Below are 14,249 nucleotides of genomic sequence, written 5' to 3'. Positions count from 1 at the left end.
CGGCCGGGTGCGACCGGTCGCCCCTCCGGCGGGCGCGGGCCGGGCCCGGACCACACGGTCCGGGCCCGGCCCTTCGTACACCGCGTCGGCGGTCAGACGTGCGCCCCGCTCCCCTTGCCCGGGGCGACGGCCTCCTCCGGGCCGGGGGCCGGGTCCCCGGCCTCGTCCATGTGCAGCTCCGGGGGCTTGCGGGTGAAGAAGCGGGTGGAGATCGCGAGCAGGACCACGCCGACCGCCATCCACACCAGGCCGACGACGAAGGTCTCGCCGGTCAGACTGGTCCAGAGCCAGACCGTGCTGGCGAAGCCCAGACCCGGCAGCAGACCGTTGACCAGGAGCGAACGGGCTCCGAGGGTGCGGCCCCGGCCGAAGAGATAGTGCTTGATCACGCTCAGGTTGACCATGGAGAAGGCGGCCAGCGCACCGAAGTTGATCATCACAACGGCCTGGTCGAGCGTGAGGACCGTGGAGAGCAGGGCCACCGCCGAGACCGCGATCAGCGCGCCCACGGGGGTGCCGAATCTCGGGTTCAGCCGGCCGAAGAGCCGGTTCGGCAGCAGTCCGTCGCGGCCCATGGAGAAGATGATCCGCGAGACGCTGGCCTGCGAGACCATCGCGGAGCCGAAGCAGCCGAGCACGTACACCGCCGTGAACGCGCCGCTCAGCGCGCTGCCGCCGACGCTCTCCATCAGCTCGGCGCCCGCCGAGTCGGGATTGCTGAAGTCGTTGTCCGGGCGGACGAGCGAGCCGATCCAGGCCACCAGGATGAAGAGGCCGCCGCCGATCGCGGTGGTGAGGATGATGCCGAGCGGGATCGTCCGGCGCGGATTGTGGGCCTCCTCGGCGAGCGTGGAGACCGCGTCGAAGCCCAGGAAGCTCAGCGCCAGAATCGCCGCGCCGCCCGCCAGCAGGGACCACTGACCCGATGCGGGGACGAAGGACTGGAACGCCTCCCCGGCCGACACCTGGGACTCGATGCCGCCCAGCGTCACAAAGGTGATCAGGAGAAGCGCCGTGACGCCCATGACGATCGCGGTGATCCGGCTGACGAACTTCACCCCGAGGATGTTGAACGCCAGCACCACCAGCAGCACCAGGACGCTCCAGACGCCCTGGGGCACTCCCGGGAACTGCGCGTGCAGATAGATGCCCGCGAGCAGGAAGGACACCATCGGGAGGAAGAGATAGTCCAGCATCAGCGTCCAGCCGGTCAGAAACCCGACATGGCCGCCGAACACCTTCTGTGAATACTTGTACGCAGAACCGGCCGCCGGAAAACTGCGGACCATACGGCCGTAGCTGTGCGCGGTCAGCATCATCACGGCGAGTGCCAGCACATACGCGGCCGGCAGATGTCCCGCCGTCTCGTCGTTGACGATCCCGTACGTCGTGAACACCGCGACGGGCGACATATAGGTGAGGCCGAAGAGCACGATCGCGGGCAGCCGCAGCACTCGCGTCAGCTGGGGTGCTTTCTCAGTTTCGCTACTGGACACCGGCTTGATTCCTCTCCGCGCCCGTCGGTTCAACGGGGGTTCCATCGATGCCCGAAGAGTGACAAACACCGGCGGTGACCGACATACGCATCTGTACGTACGGAAGAGCCGCGCACTCCGGACGGAAGCCGGTGACGCGGCCGCCGACCACGGCCGATACGTAATCTTACGGAGTTCGCAAAACGATCCCGCTCGTTAACGTGTTCCTCGATCCCGCACGGAGAGAGGACCACATATGTGGCCAGCAGGCTATAGGGCGGCTTTGGCGCTGACGGTCGACTTCGACGCCGAGGAATTGTGGCTCGCCGAGGACCCCGCGAACGCCGTCCGTCCCGGAGTTCTCTCCCAGGCCCGGTACGGGGCCGAGGTCGCCGTCCCGCAGCTGCTGGAGATGCTCGACCGGCTCGCCATACCGGCCACTTTCTTCGTCTGCGGCGGCGACGCCGAAAGATATCCCTCGGTCCTGGAGTCCGTGGTCGAGCGGGGGCATGAAATCGGCCATCACGGCTTCTCGCACCGCTCCCCGCATCTCATGGAGCGGGACGAGGAGGCCGGGGAGCTGGCGCGCGGACTGGCGGTGCTGCGGGAGTTCACCGACCGGGTCGAGGGCTATCGCTCGCCGTCCTGGGACATCAGCCCGAACACCCTGGACCTGCTGGCCGAGCACGGGTTCCGCTATGCGTCCAACATGATGGACGCGATCATTCCGTACCCGCATCCCCGGCACGACCTCATCGAGATCCCCGTCCACTGGTCGCTGGACGACGCGCCGCACTTCTGGTTCGACGCCACGAGCTGGCACAAGACCATGCGCTCCTCGCGCGAGGTGGCCGAGCTGTGGGGCGAGGAGACCAGTGCGATCCACGAAGTCGGAGGGCTGGTGACGCTCACCGTCCATCCGCAGATCATCGGGCGGCCGGGGCGGCTGCGGATGCTGGAGACGTTTCTGACCGGAGTGCGGGACGCGCGGGAGGAGCGGGGCGAGATCTGGTTCGCGACCTGCGGCGAGGTGGCGAAGGCGGCCCGGACGAGCGCGGCGGGGGTGCGGTCATGAGCGCCCGTACGCCCGCTGTCTCCACCGGGGCCGCCGAGGCCGCCGAAGCCGTGGAGCGGGGGCCCGGGGGCGGGCGGCGGACCGCCGTCGTCACCGGGGCCGCGCGCGGGATCGGGCACAGCATCGCCCGGCGGCTGGTCGCGGAGGGCTGGAACGTCCTGCTGTCGGACGTGGACCGGTCCGTCACGGCCGCCGCGCGGGCGCTCGACGGCTCCGGGCTGCGGACGGCGGCCGTCGTCGCCGACGTCTCCCGGCCGCGCGACGCCGCGCGCATGGCGGAGGCCGCCGTGGACGCCTTCGGAGGCGTCGACGCGCTGGTCGCGAACGCCGCCGTGGGCGGGCCCGACACCCCGCTGCTCGACACCGACGACGACGCGATCCGCCGGGTCTTCGAGGTCAACTTCTTCGGCGTGCTGCACTGTGTGCAGGCCGTCCGGCCGCTGCTCGCCGACGAGGGCTCCCGGGGCCGGATCGTCGTCATCGGATCCCTCTTCGCCCAGCAGCCCACCCCCGGCGCGGGGGCCTACAGCGCCTCCAAGGCCGCCGTGCACTCCCTCATGCGGACGCTCTCCCTGGAACTGGCCCCGCACTGCACGGTCAACGCGGTCGCGCCCGGCTATGTGATGACCGAGATGCACCGCGAGGAACTCGACTCCCGGGCCCGGCGCGCCGGGCGCTCCTTCGAACAGGAGCGGGACGGGCTCGCCGCCCAAGTGCCCCTGCGACGGCACGGCGCGGGCTCCGACATCGCCGACGCCGTGCACTATCTGCTCTCGGGCGCGGACTACGTCACCGGCCAGACGCTCAACGTCAACGGAGGAGTGCTCACCTCATGAATCACCAGGCAAGCCCCGGCGGCACCGGCAGCTCCGGCGATGCGGCCGGCGCCGACCGCGCCCGGCCGCGCAGACTCCTCGTCAGCGGGGCCGGTTCGGGCATCGGCCGCGCCGCCGCCGCCCTCGCGACCGCGCGCGGCTGGTCGGTCGTCGGGCTCGACCTCGCCGAGGGCGAGGGGCTCGTACGGTGCGACATCACCGACGAGGAGTCCGTGCGCGACGCCTTCCGCCGGGTGGACGACCTGTGGGACGGGCTCGCCCCGCACGCCCTCGTCCACAGCGCCGGGGTCTATCGCTTCAAGCCCGCCTTCGCCACCGGCGCCGCCGAGTGGGACTCGGTGATGAACATCAACGCGCGGGGCTCGCTGCTGGTGGCCTCCGCCGCCGCCGAGCGGATGGCCGAGAGCGGCGAGGGCGGCAGCGTCACCCTGCTCTCGTCGATCGCCGCCGTGCGCGGGGACGCGGGCGAGCCGAGCGCCGCGTACAGCGCCAGCAAGGGCGCGGTGGTGTCGCTCGCCCGTCAGCTGGCCGTCGAGTGGGGGCCGTACGGGATCCGGTGCAACGCCGTCGCGCCCGGGGTGATCGACACCCCGATGACGACCGTCGCGCACACCCCCGACGTCTTCGAGGAGGTCCTCCGGCGGATCCCCGCGCGCCGGCTGGGCACGGCCGAGGAGGTCGCGCGGGTCTGTCTCTTCCTCGCCTCCGAGGAATCCGCCTATGTGAGCGGCGCCGTCATCGCCGTGGACGGGGGCCAGAGCGCGTCATGAGCCTCATGGGGAACGCCGACCCGCTGATCGTCCGGGCCTCCGGCGGCCCGCGCGAGCGCGGCCGGCAGTACGGGAGCGCCGCCCGGGAGCGGGTGCTGCTCTCGCTGGAGAACTACGAGCGGGTGTACGAGACCTTCGCCGGGCTGCCGTGGGAGGGGGCGACCGCGCTGGCCGAGACCTTCGTACCGGCCGTCGCCCGGGTCCAGCCGGACGCGCTGGAGGAGATGGAGGGCATCGCGCTCGGCGCGGGCGTCGCCTTCGAGGACGTCCTCGCGCTGAATCTGCGGACCGAGATCCTCTTCTCGGGCAAGGCGCGGAAGATCGCGGCGGCGGGCGGCGGGGCCGCCCCCGGGAGCGCGGCGCGGGCCCCCGGAAGCAGTGCGGGGGTCCCCGGCGAGTGCACCTCGTTCTGCGATCTGCGCGGGCCCGAGCCGGTCGTGGGGCAGAACTGGGACTGGATCCCCTTCTCGCACCGGACGGTGGTGGTGCTGGAGGCCGCGCCCGAGCGCGGGCCCCGCTGGGTGTCGGTGGTCGAGGCCGGGCTGCTGGCCAAGTTCGGCATGAACGCGGCCGGGGTGACCGTGCTGACCAACGCGCTGGTCACCTCGCTGGACCGGGGCGCGCCGGGGATGCCGTACCACCTGCTGCTGCGGTCGCTGCTGGAGTCGGAGTCCGTCGACGCGGCCGTGGACACGCTGCGGACGGTCACCCGGTCCTCGTCGGCGAACTATCTGATCGTGGGCGGCGGGCGCGGCGTCGACGTCGAGGCGCGGCCCGGCGGGGCGGACGATCTGAGTCTGCGGCGGGTGGAGCGCGGCGGATATCTCATCCACGCCAATCACTTCCTCGGCGGCGACGAGGAGTTCGCGTCGACCGGCGCGGACCACGGGCCCCGGGTCATGCCCGACACGCTGTTCCGGAGCGAGCGGGCGACCGCGCTGGCGGAACTCATGCCGCGACCGTCGGTGGCCGGCTGGCACGAGGTGCTCAGCGATCACGCGAACTACCCGGACTCGCTCTGCTGCCACCCCAATCCGCGCGAGGGGGAGCTGGAGCAGGGCTCGACGGTGGCGAGCGCGGTGATCGAGCCGGAGCGGGGGCTGATGCACCTGGTGCTGGGGCATCCGTGCGCGGAACCCCGGGTGACGTACGACTACCGGGACTTCTTCGGGGTGCGGGGCTGAGGGCGGTCCCGGCGCGGGGGCGTTGAGGCTCCGGGGCCGCCGGGCTCGCGGGTCGGCGGGCCTTCCGGCTCGCGGGGTCCGTGGGCCTTCCGGCTCGCGGGCCTCGCGGGCTCACGGGCTCGGCCGTGGTTCAGGCGAGGGTCAGGATCTGCTGGCCCTCGCCCGAGAGGCGGTAGGTGAGGGTGGGCTGCGAGAGGCTCGCGTCGACCGTGTCGTACGGATAGCCGGACACCGACTGTCCGGGCTCGGCGAAGAGATACGCGCCGTTGATGCCCCGGTAGGCCGACTCCCGCAGATAGCCGCCGACGGCCCTCGGGCTGAACGAGCCGGTGACCGAGAACGCCGCGTGCACCATGCGCACCTGGTCGTACGCCGCGCTGGCCTGGCTGCGGCCCGGCGGGGAGCCGTACGCCCGCGCGTACGCCTCGGTGAAGCGGCGGCCCAGCGGGTCGTCCGGGCGGCCGGTGACCGTGGACCAGATGACCTGGCCGCCGGAGTGCTCGATCCGGCGGGCGAACCCCGGCACCGACGGGGTGTAGATGTGGTACGTCAGCTGGGCCGGGCTGTGCGCGGTGATCGCGTTCTGGAGCGCGGCGGCGGTCTCCACGCCGAGGTGGGAGACGACGACGATCTGCGGGCGGTCGGCCAGCACGCCCGCGATCAGCTCGTCCATGTGCTCGACGGTCAGCCCGACGCGATGGGTGGAGGCGACCGTCCAGCCGATCTCCCGGGCCCGCGCCTCGAAGGTGTCGTCCGTGATCGCGCAGCCGTAGCCGTCGAGTTCGATCACCGCGAGCCGGGGCGCGGCCCCGCCCGCGCCCGTCGCCGACGAGCCCTTGAGATAGGCGAGCAGCGCCGACTGATAGGCGGTCTCGGAGGGGCAGGTCTGGAAGACGTGGCCGAGGCGGCGCGGGTCCTCGCGGACCGCGTCGACGCTGCGCGTCCAGGTGTTGGTGTGGAGGAAGGGCCGGCCGAAGTCGGCGGCGAAGTCGAAGACCCCGGGGCTGAGCGCGCTGGCGTAGCTGCTGGTGATCGCGTCGACGTCGGCGTCGGCGAGCGCGGCGAGACCCTCCCGTACGGACGTCTCGTCCAGCGGGTCGACCTGGACCAGGACATGTTCGACGGAGCGTCCGTCGTCGTGGAGCAGGGCGTTGATGTCGCGGACGGCGAGCGCCGCGCCCTGGGCGGTCTCGCGGCCGTCGGCGGCGAAGGCCCCGGCGACGGCGATGGTGCCGATGCGGACGGTGTCGCGGCCCGCCGGGCGGGCGCGGCGGGCGGCCGGGACGGCGACGGCGGAGGCGGTGGCGGAGTGGCGTTCGATGTCCAGGACGCGGATGCCGGAGCGCTGCTCCACGCCGCCGGGGATCGGCAGCCGGATGAGGTCGCGGTCGACGGCGAGGGCGCTGAGCCCGGCGCGGGAGTCCTGGTCCAGCTTCTTCAGCAGCCGTTCGACCTGGGTGGTCACCGTGCGGATGCTGGTGCCGAGCCGGCTGGATATCTCCCGGTTCGAGAGGCCCATGGCGACCAGCGAGATGATGTCGATCTCGCGGGCGGTGAGCCCGGCGGGCGGGCCGTCGATGGGGCTCAGCCCGAGTGCGACGACGGGGCGGGCGGGGTGGCGCAGCTCCAGCCGGCACCAGGCCCAGTGGCCGTCCTCGCACCAGAGGAAGCGGGCGGAGCGCAGGCCGGAGGCGTGGAATCCGGCGACGCGGCGGAGGAGGAGGGGGCTGACTCCGGTGCCGGTGCCGGTGCTGGTGCCTGTGCCGGTGCCTGTGCCGGTCGGGTCGCGGAGGTCCTCCGGGGCGGCGGGTTCCGTCTCGGGGGATCCGGGCGCGTGCTCTTCGGAGGCTTCGGGTGCTTGGGGGGCTTGGGGGGCTTCCGGCGCTCCGGGCGCGGGGGCTTCGGCGGGGGTGAGGGTGACGTCCCACTGGGTGGCGGCGCGCGTCGGGAAGCCGGGGGCGTCGAGGGTCTCGGGGCGGGGGTGCGACGACCGCAAGGCGACTCCTCCATTCGTCGGGACGGGTCGGACCGACCCGTCCGCGCGACGGAACCCCCGCATTCCGCACGATAGCCGCGATCGACACCAGGGGGAATACCAGCCATGGCGCGAAATCGCTTGGGATCATTGTTTCCCCTGGTGGAGCGGGGTGCGCAACAAACCCGGAGCGGCGAAAGCTGGTCTCGAACAGCGGCGAGACCTCCGGCAGAGCCCGGTCGAGCCGACAGCAACGCACCACCACGAGGGGCAGTACCGATGAACCGACACCTGAGCGCCACGATCGCCACCGCAGTGCTCGCCGGAGGTCTGACGGCGATCTCGACGCCCGCCCAGGCGGCTCCCGTCCCCGGCTGCGTCGACGCCGGGCAGACCTTCCGTACGATCAGCGCGAAGTCGACGAAGTGGGTGCCCACCAACGTCCACAGCGACTGGGCCCGGCCCGGGGTGACCATCACGTACAGCAAGAACAAGACGGGCTCCTGGACCCTCACCGGCTCGGTCGGCGCACAGGCCGAGCTGAAGGCCGTGCTCGCCAAGGCGAGCGCATCCTTCAACGTCTCCCTCGCCAAGACCTGGACCAAGTCGGACACCTGGACGTACGCGGCCACCGTGAAGAAGAAGCGCGGCACGACCAAGGGCCGGCTGATGATGTTCCACGAGGCGAAGCGGTTCACCGCGAAGAAGACCCTCGTCTACAACAAGAACGGCCGCTGCGCGACGAAGACCGTCTACAAGAAGACGATCACCGCGCCGGTCAAGCGGAACAACAATGTGTGGGGCATTCAGTACCGCTGACCGCTCACCCTCACAACGAACCGTTACGGCCCCGGGCGTGAGCCCCCGTGGGCCCGGACCGAGCGTCGGGGGGCGCTGCGGCACGGGCGGGGGCACGGGGGCCACCGGGGGGCCGGGGGCACGTCCGGGTCGTGCGGTTCGTTCAGCTCGTACAGCTCGCCGTAGGGCTGCGTACAGCTCGGCGTACAGCTCGTTCCGGTTCGTTCAGCAGGTCTCGCGGTAGGGCAGTTCGGGGAGGTGGTCCCGCCACTCCGTGCGGGAGAGTCCGGAGCCCGCGCGCTCGCACACGGCGGCGGCCATCCGCCCGGGGTCGAGATCGTAGGTCTCCGCCCCCGAGTGGACGCCCGCCGAGCGCAGGGTGCGGCCGTCCGCGCCGAAGGCGAGGGAGAGGACCGCGTCGCCCGGGGTGGGGAGGGGGGACCCCAGCCGGCGGCTGGACGCGACGTCCCAGAGCTGGACGCTGCCCCAGCCGTCGCCGACGGCGAGGGTCGTCCCGTCCGGGGAGAAGGCGAGGGCGGTGACTCCCCCCTCGTTCGGCCGTCGCGACACGACGGCGGGCTCGGCGACGTCGTCCGGCGCGTCCCCGTCGACGCCGTTCTCGACGCCCTGGAAGATCGCCAGGCGCTTGACCGCCCGCCCGTCCCAGATCGTGACCCGACCCCGGTTGTCGCCCACGGCGAGACGGGACCCGTCGGGGCTGAAGATCTGCGTCTGGGCCCCGTTCTCGTACATGCCCCGGGACGACGGCCGCCCGGCGCGGAGGTCGGCGTACCCGCCCCCGGCTCCGGCGAGGCCGGTCTCGTCGCGCCGAAGGGCCAGCGGCGGGCCGCCGATCCCGGGGACCGTCGCCGTCTTGCGGCCCCGGCCGGCCCGGGACACGTCCCAGACCTCCACCAGCTCCCGGTCCTCCTCCGCCCGCGCCGTGTAGGCCCGCCGGCCGTCCGCGCTCAGCTCGAAGTCGTTGACGCCGGACAGGCCGTCGTCGCCGGGGTCCGGACGGACGCTCGCGTGCGTCCGGCGGGCCGCCACGTCCCAGATCACCAGCCGGTCGGACGCGGAGTCCCAGTAGGCGTAGTACCGGCCGTCGGCGCTGAAGACGGAGTGGCCGTCGCAGTGCATCGCGACCGTCCCGCCGTGCGAGGCGTCCTCGGGCACGCACGGCCGCCCGGGAGGCTCGCCGACGGTCCGGCCGCTGCCCGCGTCCACCAGCCGGAACCCGTCCCCGGTGATGGTGGCGGAGACCAGCGCGAGCGTACGGCCGTCCGGGGAGAGCCGCTTGTCGAGACTGCCCTCCCGCGACCACTCGTCCGTCGTCGCCCGCCCCGGGCGCAGCGACCGCACGATCAGCTCATTGCCGTCCAGGTAGCGGAGCGAGCCGTCGGCCGGGTCGAGGGCGAACTCCTCGACCTCCTCATTGGCCAGCGCGTGGTGGAAGACCGAGGCCCCGGGGGACGACAGCCGCCACAGCCGCAGTTCGCCCGGACCGGAGGCGGTCAGGAAGGCTCCGTCCGCACTGAACCGGACCACGCGCGCGCGGCCGCCCACCAGCCGGGGCAGCTCACGGCCGGAGCCGAGATCCCATCTGCGGACGCCCTCGCCGGTGGCGACGGCCACCGAGCGGCCGTCCGGCGCGAGGGCGGCCTCCCCCCACGCGCAGTCGGGGCGGCCCGCCTTCGTCCAGGGCCCGTCGAGCCGCTCGCGCGTGGTCACGTCCCAGATCTGGAGCGGGCCCCGGTCCAGGCACAGGGCCAGTTTCCGGCCGTCCCGGCTCAGCGTCATCTCCGTGGCGCTCGGCGCGTCGTACGTGCTCGCCACGGTCAGCCGCCGACGGCGGTCGCCGACGTCCCAGACCTCCACGTCCCCGTGGTCGGTCATCACCGCCAGCGAGGCGCCGTCCAGACCGAGAGCGAGGTCCGTCGTCCCCTTCACCGGAATCCGCCCGGCCGCCCGGCCGGCCCGGACGTCCCACATCAGTACGCTGCCGTCCTCGCTCTGGAGCGCCATGCTGCGGCCGTCCGAGGCGATCACCGCGCCCCAGCCGGACTGTGAGCCCGGACCGGGATGGACGCGGGTCCGGCGGGGATCGCGCAGGTCCCAGCTCTGGACGCGGTCCGGTCCCGCGGCGATCAGCGTGCGGCCGTCCCCCGTCAGCAGCAGCCCCTCGCTGGTGTCCGTGTCCCGTTCGGAGACGGTGAACACGTCCTCCTCGCGCTGCGCCATCGCCCCGGTCAGCGCCGAGCGGGTCTCGGTGGTGTCGGCGAGCCGCCAGGCGGCGACGCTGAGACGCATGGCGCGCTGGGGGTCGGCGTGGCGGAGGGCGTCGGCGACGGAGGCGATACGGCGGGCCTCGGCCTCGGTGTGGCGGCGGTCGCCGGTGGCGTTCTGCTGCCAGGCGATGACGCCGGCGACGAGCGCGACGGCCAGCACGAGGACGAGGGAGGACAGCAGGGCGCGGCGGCGGCGGCGCACGGCGGCGGAGGTGGTGCGGCTGGCCCGGAGGAAGGCCTGTTCGGGCGCGGTGAGGGCGGCGGCGTACTCGGGGCGGGTGAAGTGCTGCTCGGCGGCGGTGAGCTGGGCGCCCCAGTAGAGCGCTCCGGTGTCCTGGCCGAGATCGCACCAGATCTGGGCGGCCTCGGTGAGACGGCGGTGGGCGCGTATGCGCTCGCGGTCCTCCTCGATCCAGGCGCTCAGCCGTGGCCAGGCGGTGATGAGGGCCTCGTGGGCGAGGTCGGCGGCCTCGTCCCGCAGCGTCAGCAGCCGGGCGCGGACGAGGCGTTCGACGATGAGCGCCGTCTCGGCGGAGTCGCCGAAGCAGAGTTCGTCGCAGGGCACGGGACGGCGGGTGTCGGGAGCGCCGTCGCCGGGGGTGATCAGGCGCAGCAGGACGAGCCGGGCGAGTTCGCGCTGCTCGGCGGAGAGGTCGGCGTACGCCTCCTCGGCGGTATGGGCGATCGCGCCGTGGGCGCCGCCGGTGGCCTCGTAGGCGGCCATGGTGAGGGTGCGGCCGCGGCGGCGCCGCCAGGTCTCGCGCAGGGCGTGGGAGAGGAGCGGCAGGCCGCCGGGCTCGCCGTCCACATCGGCGATCAGCCGGGCGGTCAGCTCGCGTTCGACGATCAGCCCGGCAGCCTGGGCGGGGCCGATGACGGTCTCGCGCAGTTCGGCCTGGGTCATGGGGCCGACCAGCAGGGAGGCGTCGGCGAGGGCGTCCGCGAGGGAGCGGTTTCCCGCGCAGCGGGCGTAGAAGTCGGCGCGTACGGCGATGACGACGCGCAGCCGGGAGCCGGGCTCCCGGGCGGCGAGGAGGCGTTCGACGAACTCGGCGCGTTCGGCCGGGTCGGCGCAGAGGGTGAAGACCTCCTCGAACTGGTCGACCACCACCAGGGTGTCGCCGCCGCCGTCCTTGGGGATCAGCGCGTCGGCGTGGGCGCGCATCGGGTGCGGGCCGGGGGTGAGGACGCGGATGGCGGCGAGTTCGCCGGCCCGGTCGCGAAGGACGGGGATGAGGCCGGCGCGCAGCAGGGACGATTTGCCGCTGCCCGACGGGCCGAAGACGGCGGCGAAGCGTTTGCCGAGGACGAGGTCGCGGGCCGCGTCGATGAGCGGTCCGCGTCCGAAGAACCGTTCGTGGTCGCCGGGTTCGAAGCGGGCCAGGCCCTGGTACGGGGAGTCGGCGGCCGCGCCGTCGTCGGCGAGGTCCCGCGCGGTCGCCTCGCCGGACGCGGCGCGCCAGCGCTCCTCCCACTCCGCCTGCTCGTCCTCGTCGCAGCCGCACGCCCGGACGTAGGCCAGCACGACGGGCAGCGAGGGGAGCTGCTCCCCGGCGGCGGCGCGGGAGAGCGTGGTCACCGAGTACGGGACGGTGCGGGCCATCGCCCGGTAGGTCAGGCCGTCGGTCTCCTGCCTCAGCTTTCGCAGCTCGTACGCGAACCGCTCCACCGGCCCCGCCGCCGGATCCACCGGCACCTCACGCCGCCCCACCCTTCGGCCCCGCCCTTCCGGGCGCTTCCCCGCCCCCACCACCGCCGTCGTCGCCGTCGTCGTCGTTTCGGACGTGTCCGGATAGCGCTTGTCGTTTTGGCGTCAACCTACCGTGGGGGGTGGGGGTGGTCCTCAGGGGCGGCGCGGGGCAGCGCGGGGCGGGGGCAGAGACGGTGGGCGCGGGGCGAGGGCAGATCGGGGCGGGGCAGAGACGGTCGGCGCGGGGCGGGGGCAGAGACGGTGGGCGCGGGGCGGGGTCAAGCGGGGTCGGGGCCGGGCGGGGTCAGGGTGAGGTCGGGCAGTGCGGAGAGGGTGCGCAGGCCCTCGATGAATCCCGCGCGATCGCGGGGCGACAGGGCGGCGAGCAGACGCTCCTCGCCGTCCTGAACGGCGGATTGGACCTCGTCCCGCAGCCGCCGCCCCTCGGCGGTGAGGGACAGCAGGCGCACTCGCCGGTCGCCGGGGTCGGGCAGACGGCGGATCAGTCCGCGCGTCTCCAGATCGTCGAGGACGGCGATGATGCGGGTCTTGTCCGCCCGGACGGCCTCGGCCAGGGCGGCCTGGGTGCGGATCGGCGTCTCGTCGAGGTGCAGCAGCACGGTGTACGCCCACATGGACAGCGCGTGGGCGTCGAGAATCGGCCGCTCCGCGTCCATCAGGGCGCGGCCCAACGGCACCATCATCGCCGCGAGATCGGGACGGGTGGACCGCGCTTCCGACGCGCTGCCGCCCTGGGCGGCGTTCTCAGCCATGTCACGAAAATACCCGTTGACAATTAATAAGCACACGCACATCGTAAGCACATGCATACAGTCATGGAGCTGGTGGAGTTCGAACGGCTGCGACGGCTCGACGAGCGGGCGATCCGGAGCACGGTGATCCTGGCGCGCGGGGTGACCCGGGAGGATCTGTCCCGCCCCACGCCCTGCGCGGGGTGGACGCTGGCCGATCTGCTCGCGCACATGGCGGCCCAGCACCGGGGGTTCGCGGCGGCGGCGAGGGGGTTCGGCGCGGATCCGGCGCAGTGGGTGGTTCGGCCGCGCGCCGCTGAGGCGGTCGGGGACACCGAGGCCGTGGGGGAGGCCGGGGCGGTCGGGCGCGACGAGGCGGTCGAGGAGGTCGAGGCCATGGGGGAGGTCAGGGCAGACGGGGAGGTCGGGGCAGACGGGGCGGTCCGGGTCGACGAGACCGTCAGGGCCGCCGGGCGCGACAAAGCAGTCGGGCAGGTCGGGGCGGTCGGGCGCGACGAGGCCGTCAGGGTTGCCGAGACCGCCGGGATCCTCGGGGAGTACGCGGCCGCGGCCGAGCGGGTCATCACCGCCTTCGCTGCCCTGGCCGACCCGGACCGCCCCTTCGCCCTGCCGGAGATCACCACCGCCCGGACGTTCCCGGCCTTACGGGCCGTCGCCTTCCACCTCACGGACTGCGTGGCGCACAGCTGGGACATCGCCCGCGCTCTGGACCTCCCCCACGATCCCGACCCCGATCTGGTGCGCGCCGCGATGCCGACGGCCCGCGCGATCCCGGACGGCGACTCGCGGCTCGCTCCGGGCAGCCCCTTCGGACCGAGGCTGCTCCCGGGCCACCGCGCGAGCCGACTGGAGCATCTGCTCACGGCGCTGGGCAGATCCCCGGAGTGGCGGAGCCCGGCGCCGGCCGCCGCCGGCGGCCCGATCCGCCCCGGGGCCGAGCGGGGCACGGCATGCTGAGGTCCTCATGGACTCCGGGCGCGGACCACGGCCTGGGCGGCCCGGTCCTGGTCAGCGTCACCGACTTCACCCTCGACAGAATCACGGACCTGCCCGGCGTCCACCGCGCGGCCCGCCGTCTCACGGCGCGCTGGCAGGAACTGGAGGGAGCACACGGAGTCTGGCTGTGGACCTCCCCCACCGCCCGCCGCTGCGGCGCCGTCGCCGTCTGGCGCGACGCGGTCGCCCTCCACCGCTTCGTCATCTGGCCGCCCCACACCACGATCGTGCGCCGCTACCGCACCCGCGGCACCCTCACCTCAACCACCTGGCCCTCCCCCCACTTCGACCCCACAACCACCTGGACCCGCGCCCGCGCGATCCTCCGCCCCGGGGGCGCCCCATGAACCGACGACCCTCGGCGCGGCGCCCGGGCCGCTGACGTCGCC

General features: G+C 73.4%; 11 protein-coding genes. 7 read left to right on the top strand and 4 right to left on the bottom strand.

Annotation, left to right across the window (positions count from 1 at the left end; all coding sequences use genetic code 11):
* Positions 1-92: 92 nt before the first annotated feature.
* Positions 93-1,496, bottom strand: coding sequence for an APC family permease (locus tag ACF089_RS13810; RefSeq protein WP_392025792.1), 1,404 nt, complete (start codon positions 1,494-1,496; stop codon positions 93-95).
* A 262-nt stretch (positions 1,497-1,758) separates the two neighbouring features.
* Here ACF089_RS13810 and ACF089_RS13805 point away from each other — a divergent pair, with 262 nt between their 5' ends.
* The 4 genes from ACF089_RS13805 to ACF089_RS13790 are packed head-to-tail and all read left to right on the top strand — an operon-like array spanning position 1,759 to position 5,340.
* Positions 1,759-2,550 (top strand): polysaccharide deacetylase, encoded by a 792-nt coding sequence (locus tag ACF089_RS13805; RefSeq protein WP_392025791.1) that lies wholly within the window; start codon positions 1,759-1,761, stop codon positions 2,548-2,550.
* A complete protein-coding gene (locus ACF089_RS13800; RefSeq protein ID WP_392025789.1) occupies positions 2,547-3,386 on the top strand; it encodes an SDR family NAD(P)-dependent oxidoreductase in 840 nt (279 codons plus the stop codon). The genes ACF089_RS13805 and ACF089_RS13800 overlap by 4 nt, the downstream gene beginning before the upstream one ends.
* Positions 3,383-4,156 (top strand): SDR family NAD(P)-dependent oxidoreductase, encoded by a 774-nt coding sequence (locus ACF089_RS13795; protein ID WP_392025787.1) that lies wholly within the window; start codon positions 3,383-3,385, stop codon positions 4,154-4,156. Before ACF089_RS13800 ends, ACF089_RS13795 begins: the two co-directional genes overlap by 4 nt.
* Complete coding sequence (locus ACF089_RS13790) at positions 4,153-5,340, top strand: C45 family autoproteolytic acyltransferase/hydolase (protein ID WP_392025785.1); 1,188 nt, start codon at positions 4,153-4,155, stop codon at positions 5,338-5,340. Before ACF089_RS13795 ends, ACF089_RS13790 begins: the two co-directional genes overlap by 4 nt.
* A 130-nt stretch (positions 5,341-5,470) precedes the next feature.
* Here ACF089_RS13790 and ACF089_RS13785 read toward each other — a convergent pair whose 3' ends face one another.
* Entirely contained in the window at positions 5,471-7,336 is a 1,866-nt protein-coding gene (locus ACF089_RS13785; protein WP_392025783.1) for an ABC transporter substrate-binding protein, read from the bottom strand.
* 258 nt (positions 7,337-7,594) lie between these two features.
* Between ACF089_RS13785 and ACF089_RS13780 the strand changes: the two genes are divergently transcribed.
* On the top strand, positions 7,595-8,134 hold the full coding sequence (locus tag ACF089_RS13780; protein WP_392025782.1) for a hypothetical protein: 540 nt from the start codon (positions 7,595-7,597) through the stop codon (positions 8,132-8,134).
* A gap of 204 nt (positions 8,135-8,338) precedes the next feature.
* Here ACF089_RS13780 and ACF089_RS13775 read toward each other — a convergent pair whose 3' ends face one another.
* Positions 8,339-12,097, bottom strand: coding sequence for a helix-turn-helix domain-containing protein (locus tag ACF089_RS13775; RefSeq protein ID WP_392025780.1), 3,759 nt, complete (start codon positions 12,095-12,097; stop codon positions 8,339-8,341).
* Between the two features lie 272 nt (positions 12,098-12,369).
* Positions 12,370-12,864 carry a MarR family winged helix-turn-helix transcriptional regulator gene (locus tag ACF089_RS13770; RefSeq protein WP_392025778.1) on the bottom strand — a complete coding sequence of 165 codons (495 nt, stop codon included), beginning with the start codon at positions 12,862-12,864 and terminating at the stop codon, positions 12,370-12,372.
* Between the two features lie 51 nt (positions 12,865-12,915).
* Here ACF089_RS13770 and ACF089_RS13765 point away from each other — a divergent pair, with 51 nt between their 5' ends.
* Together ACF089_RS13765 and ACF089_RS13760 are read left to right on the top strand one after the other, a co-directional pair.
* Positions 12,916-13,821 (top strand): maleylpyruvate isomerase N-terminal domain-containing protein, encoded by a 906-nt coding sequence (locus ACF089_RS13765; protein WP_392025777.1) that lies wholly within the window; start codon positions 12,916-12,918, stop codon positions 13,819-13,821.
* Complete coding sequence (locus ACF089_RS13760; protein ID WP_392025775.1) at positions 13,815-14,207, top strand: hypothetical protein; 393 nt, start codon at positions 13,815-13,817, stop codon at positions 14,205-14,207. Before ACF089_RS13765 ends, ACF089_RS13760 begins: the two co-directional genes overlap by 7 nt.
* Positions 14,208-14,249 lie beyond the last annotated feature (42 nt).

The organism is Streptomyces sp. NPDC014894 (genome assembly GCF_043080985.1).
Lineage (GTDB): Bacteria > Actinomycetota > Actinomycetes > Streptomycetales > Streptomycetaceae > Streptomyces.
The sequence above is the reverse complement of the archived record's forward strand: the minus strand, read 5'-3'. Positions and strand labels throughout refer to the sequence as shown.

Bases quoted from the DNA above. Each gene is read 5' to 3' on its own strand.
- ACF089_RS13800 (WP_392025789.1), top strand. From the start codon at position 2,547: ATGAGCGCCCGTACGCCCGCTGTCTCCACCGGGGCCGCCGAGGCCGCC.
- ACF089_RS13795 (WP_392025787.1), top strand. From the start codon at position 3,383: ATGAATCACCAGGCAAGCCCCGGCGGCACCGGCAGCTCCGGCGATGCG.
- ACF089_RS13790 (WP_392025785.1), top strand. From the start codon at position 4,153: ATGAGCCTCATGGGGAACGCCGACCCGCTGATCGTCCGGGCCTCCGGC.
- ACF089_RS13780 (WP_392025782.1), top strand. From the start codon at position 7,595: ATGAACCGACACCTGAGCGCCACGATCGCCACCGCAGTGCTCGCCGGA.
- ACF089_RS13770 (WP_392025778.1), bottom strand. From the start codon at position 12,864: ATGGCTGAGAACGCCGCCCAGGGCGGCAGCGCGTCGGAAGCGCGGTCC.
- ACF089_RS13765 (WP_392025777.1), top strand. From the start codon at position 12,916: ATGCATACAGTCATGGAGCTGGTGGAGTTCGAACGGCTGCGACGGCTC.
- ACF089_RS13760 (WP_392025775.1), top strand. From the start codon at position 13,815: ATGCTGAGGTCCTCATGGACTCCGGGCGCGGACCACGGCCTGGGCGGC.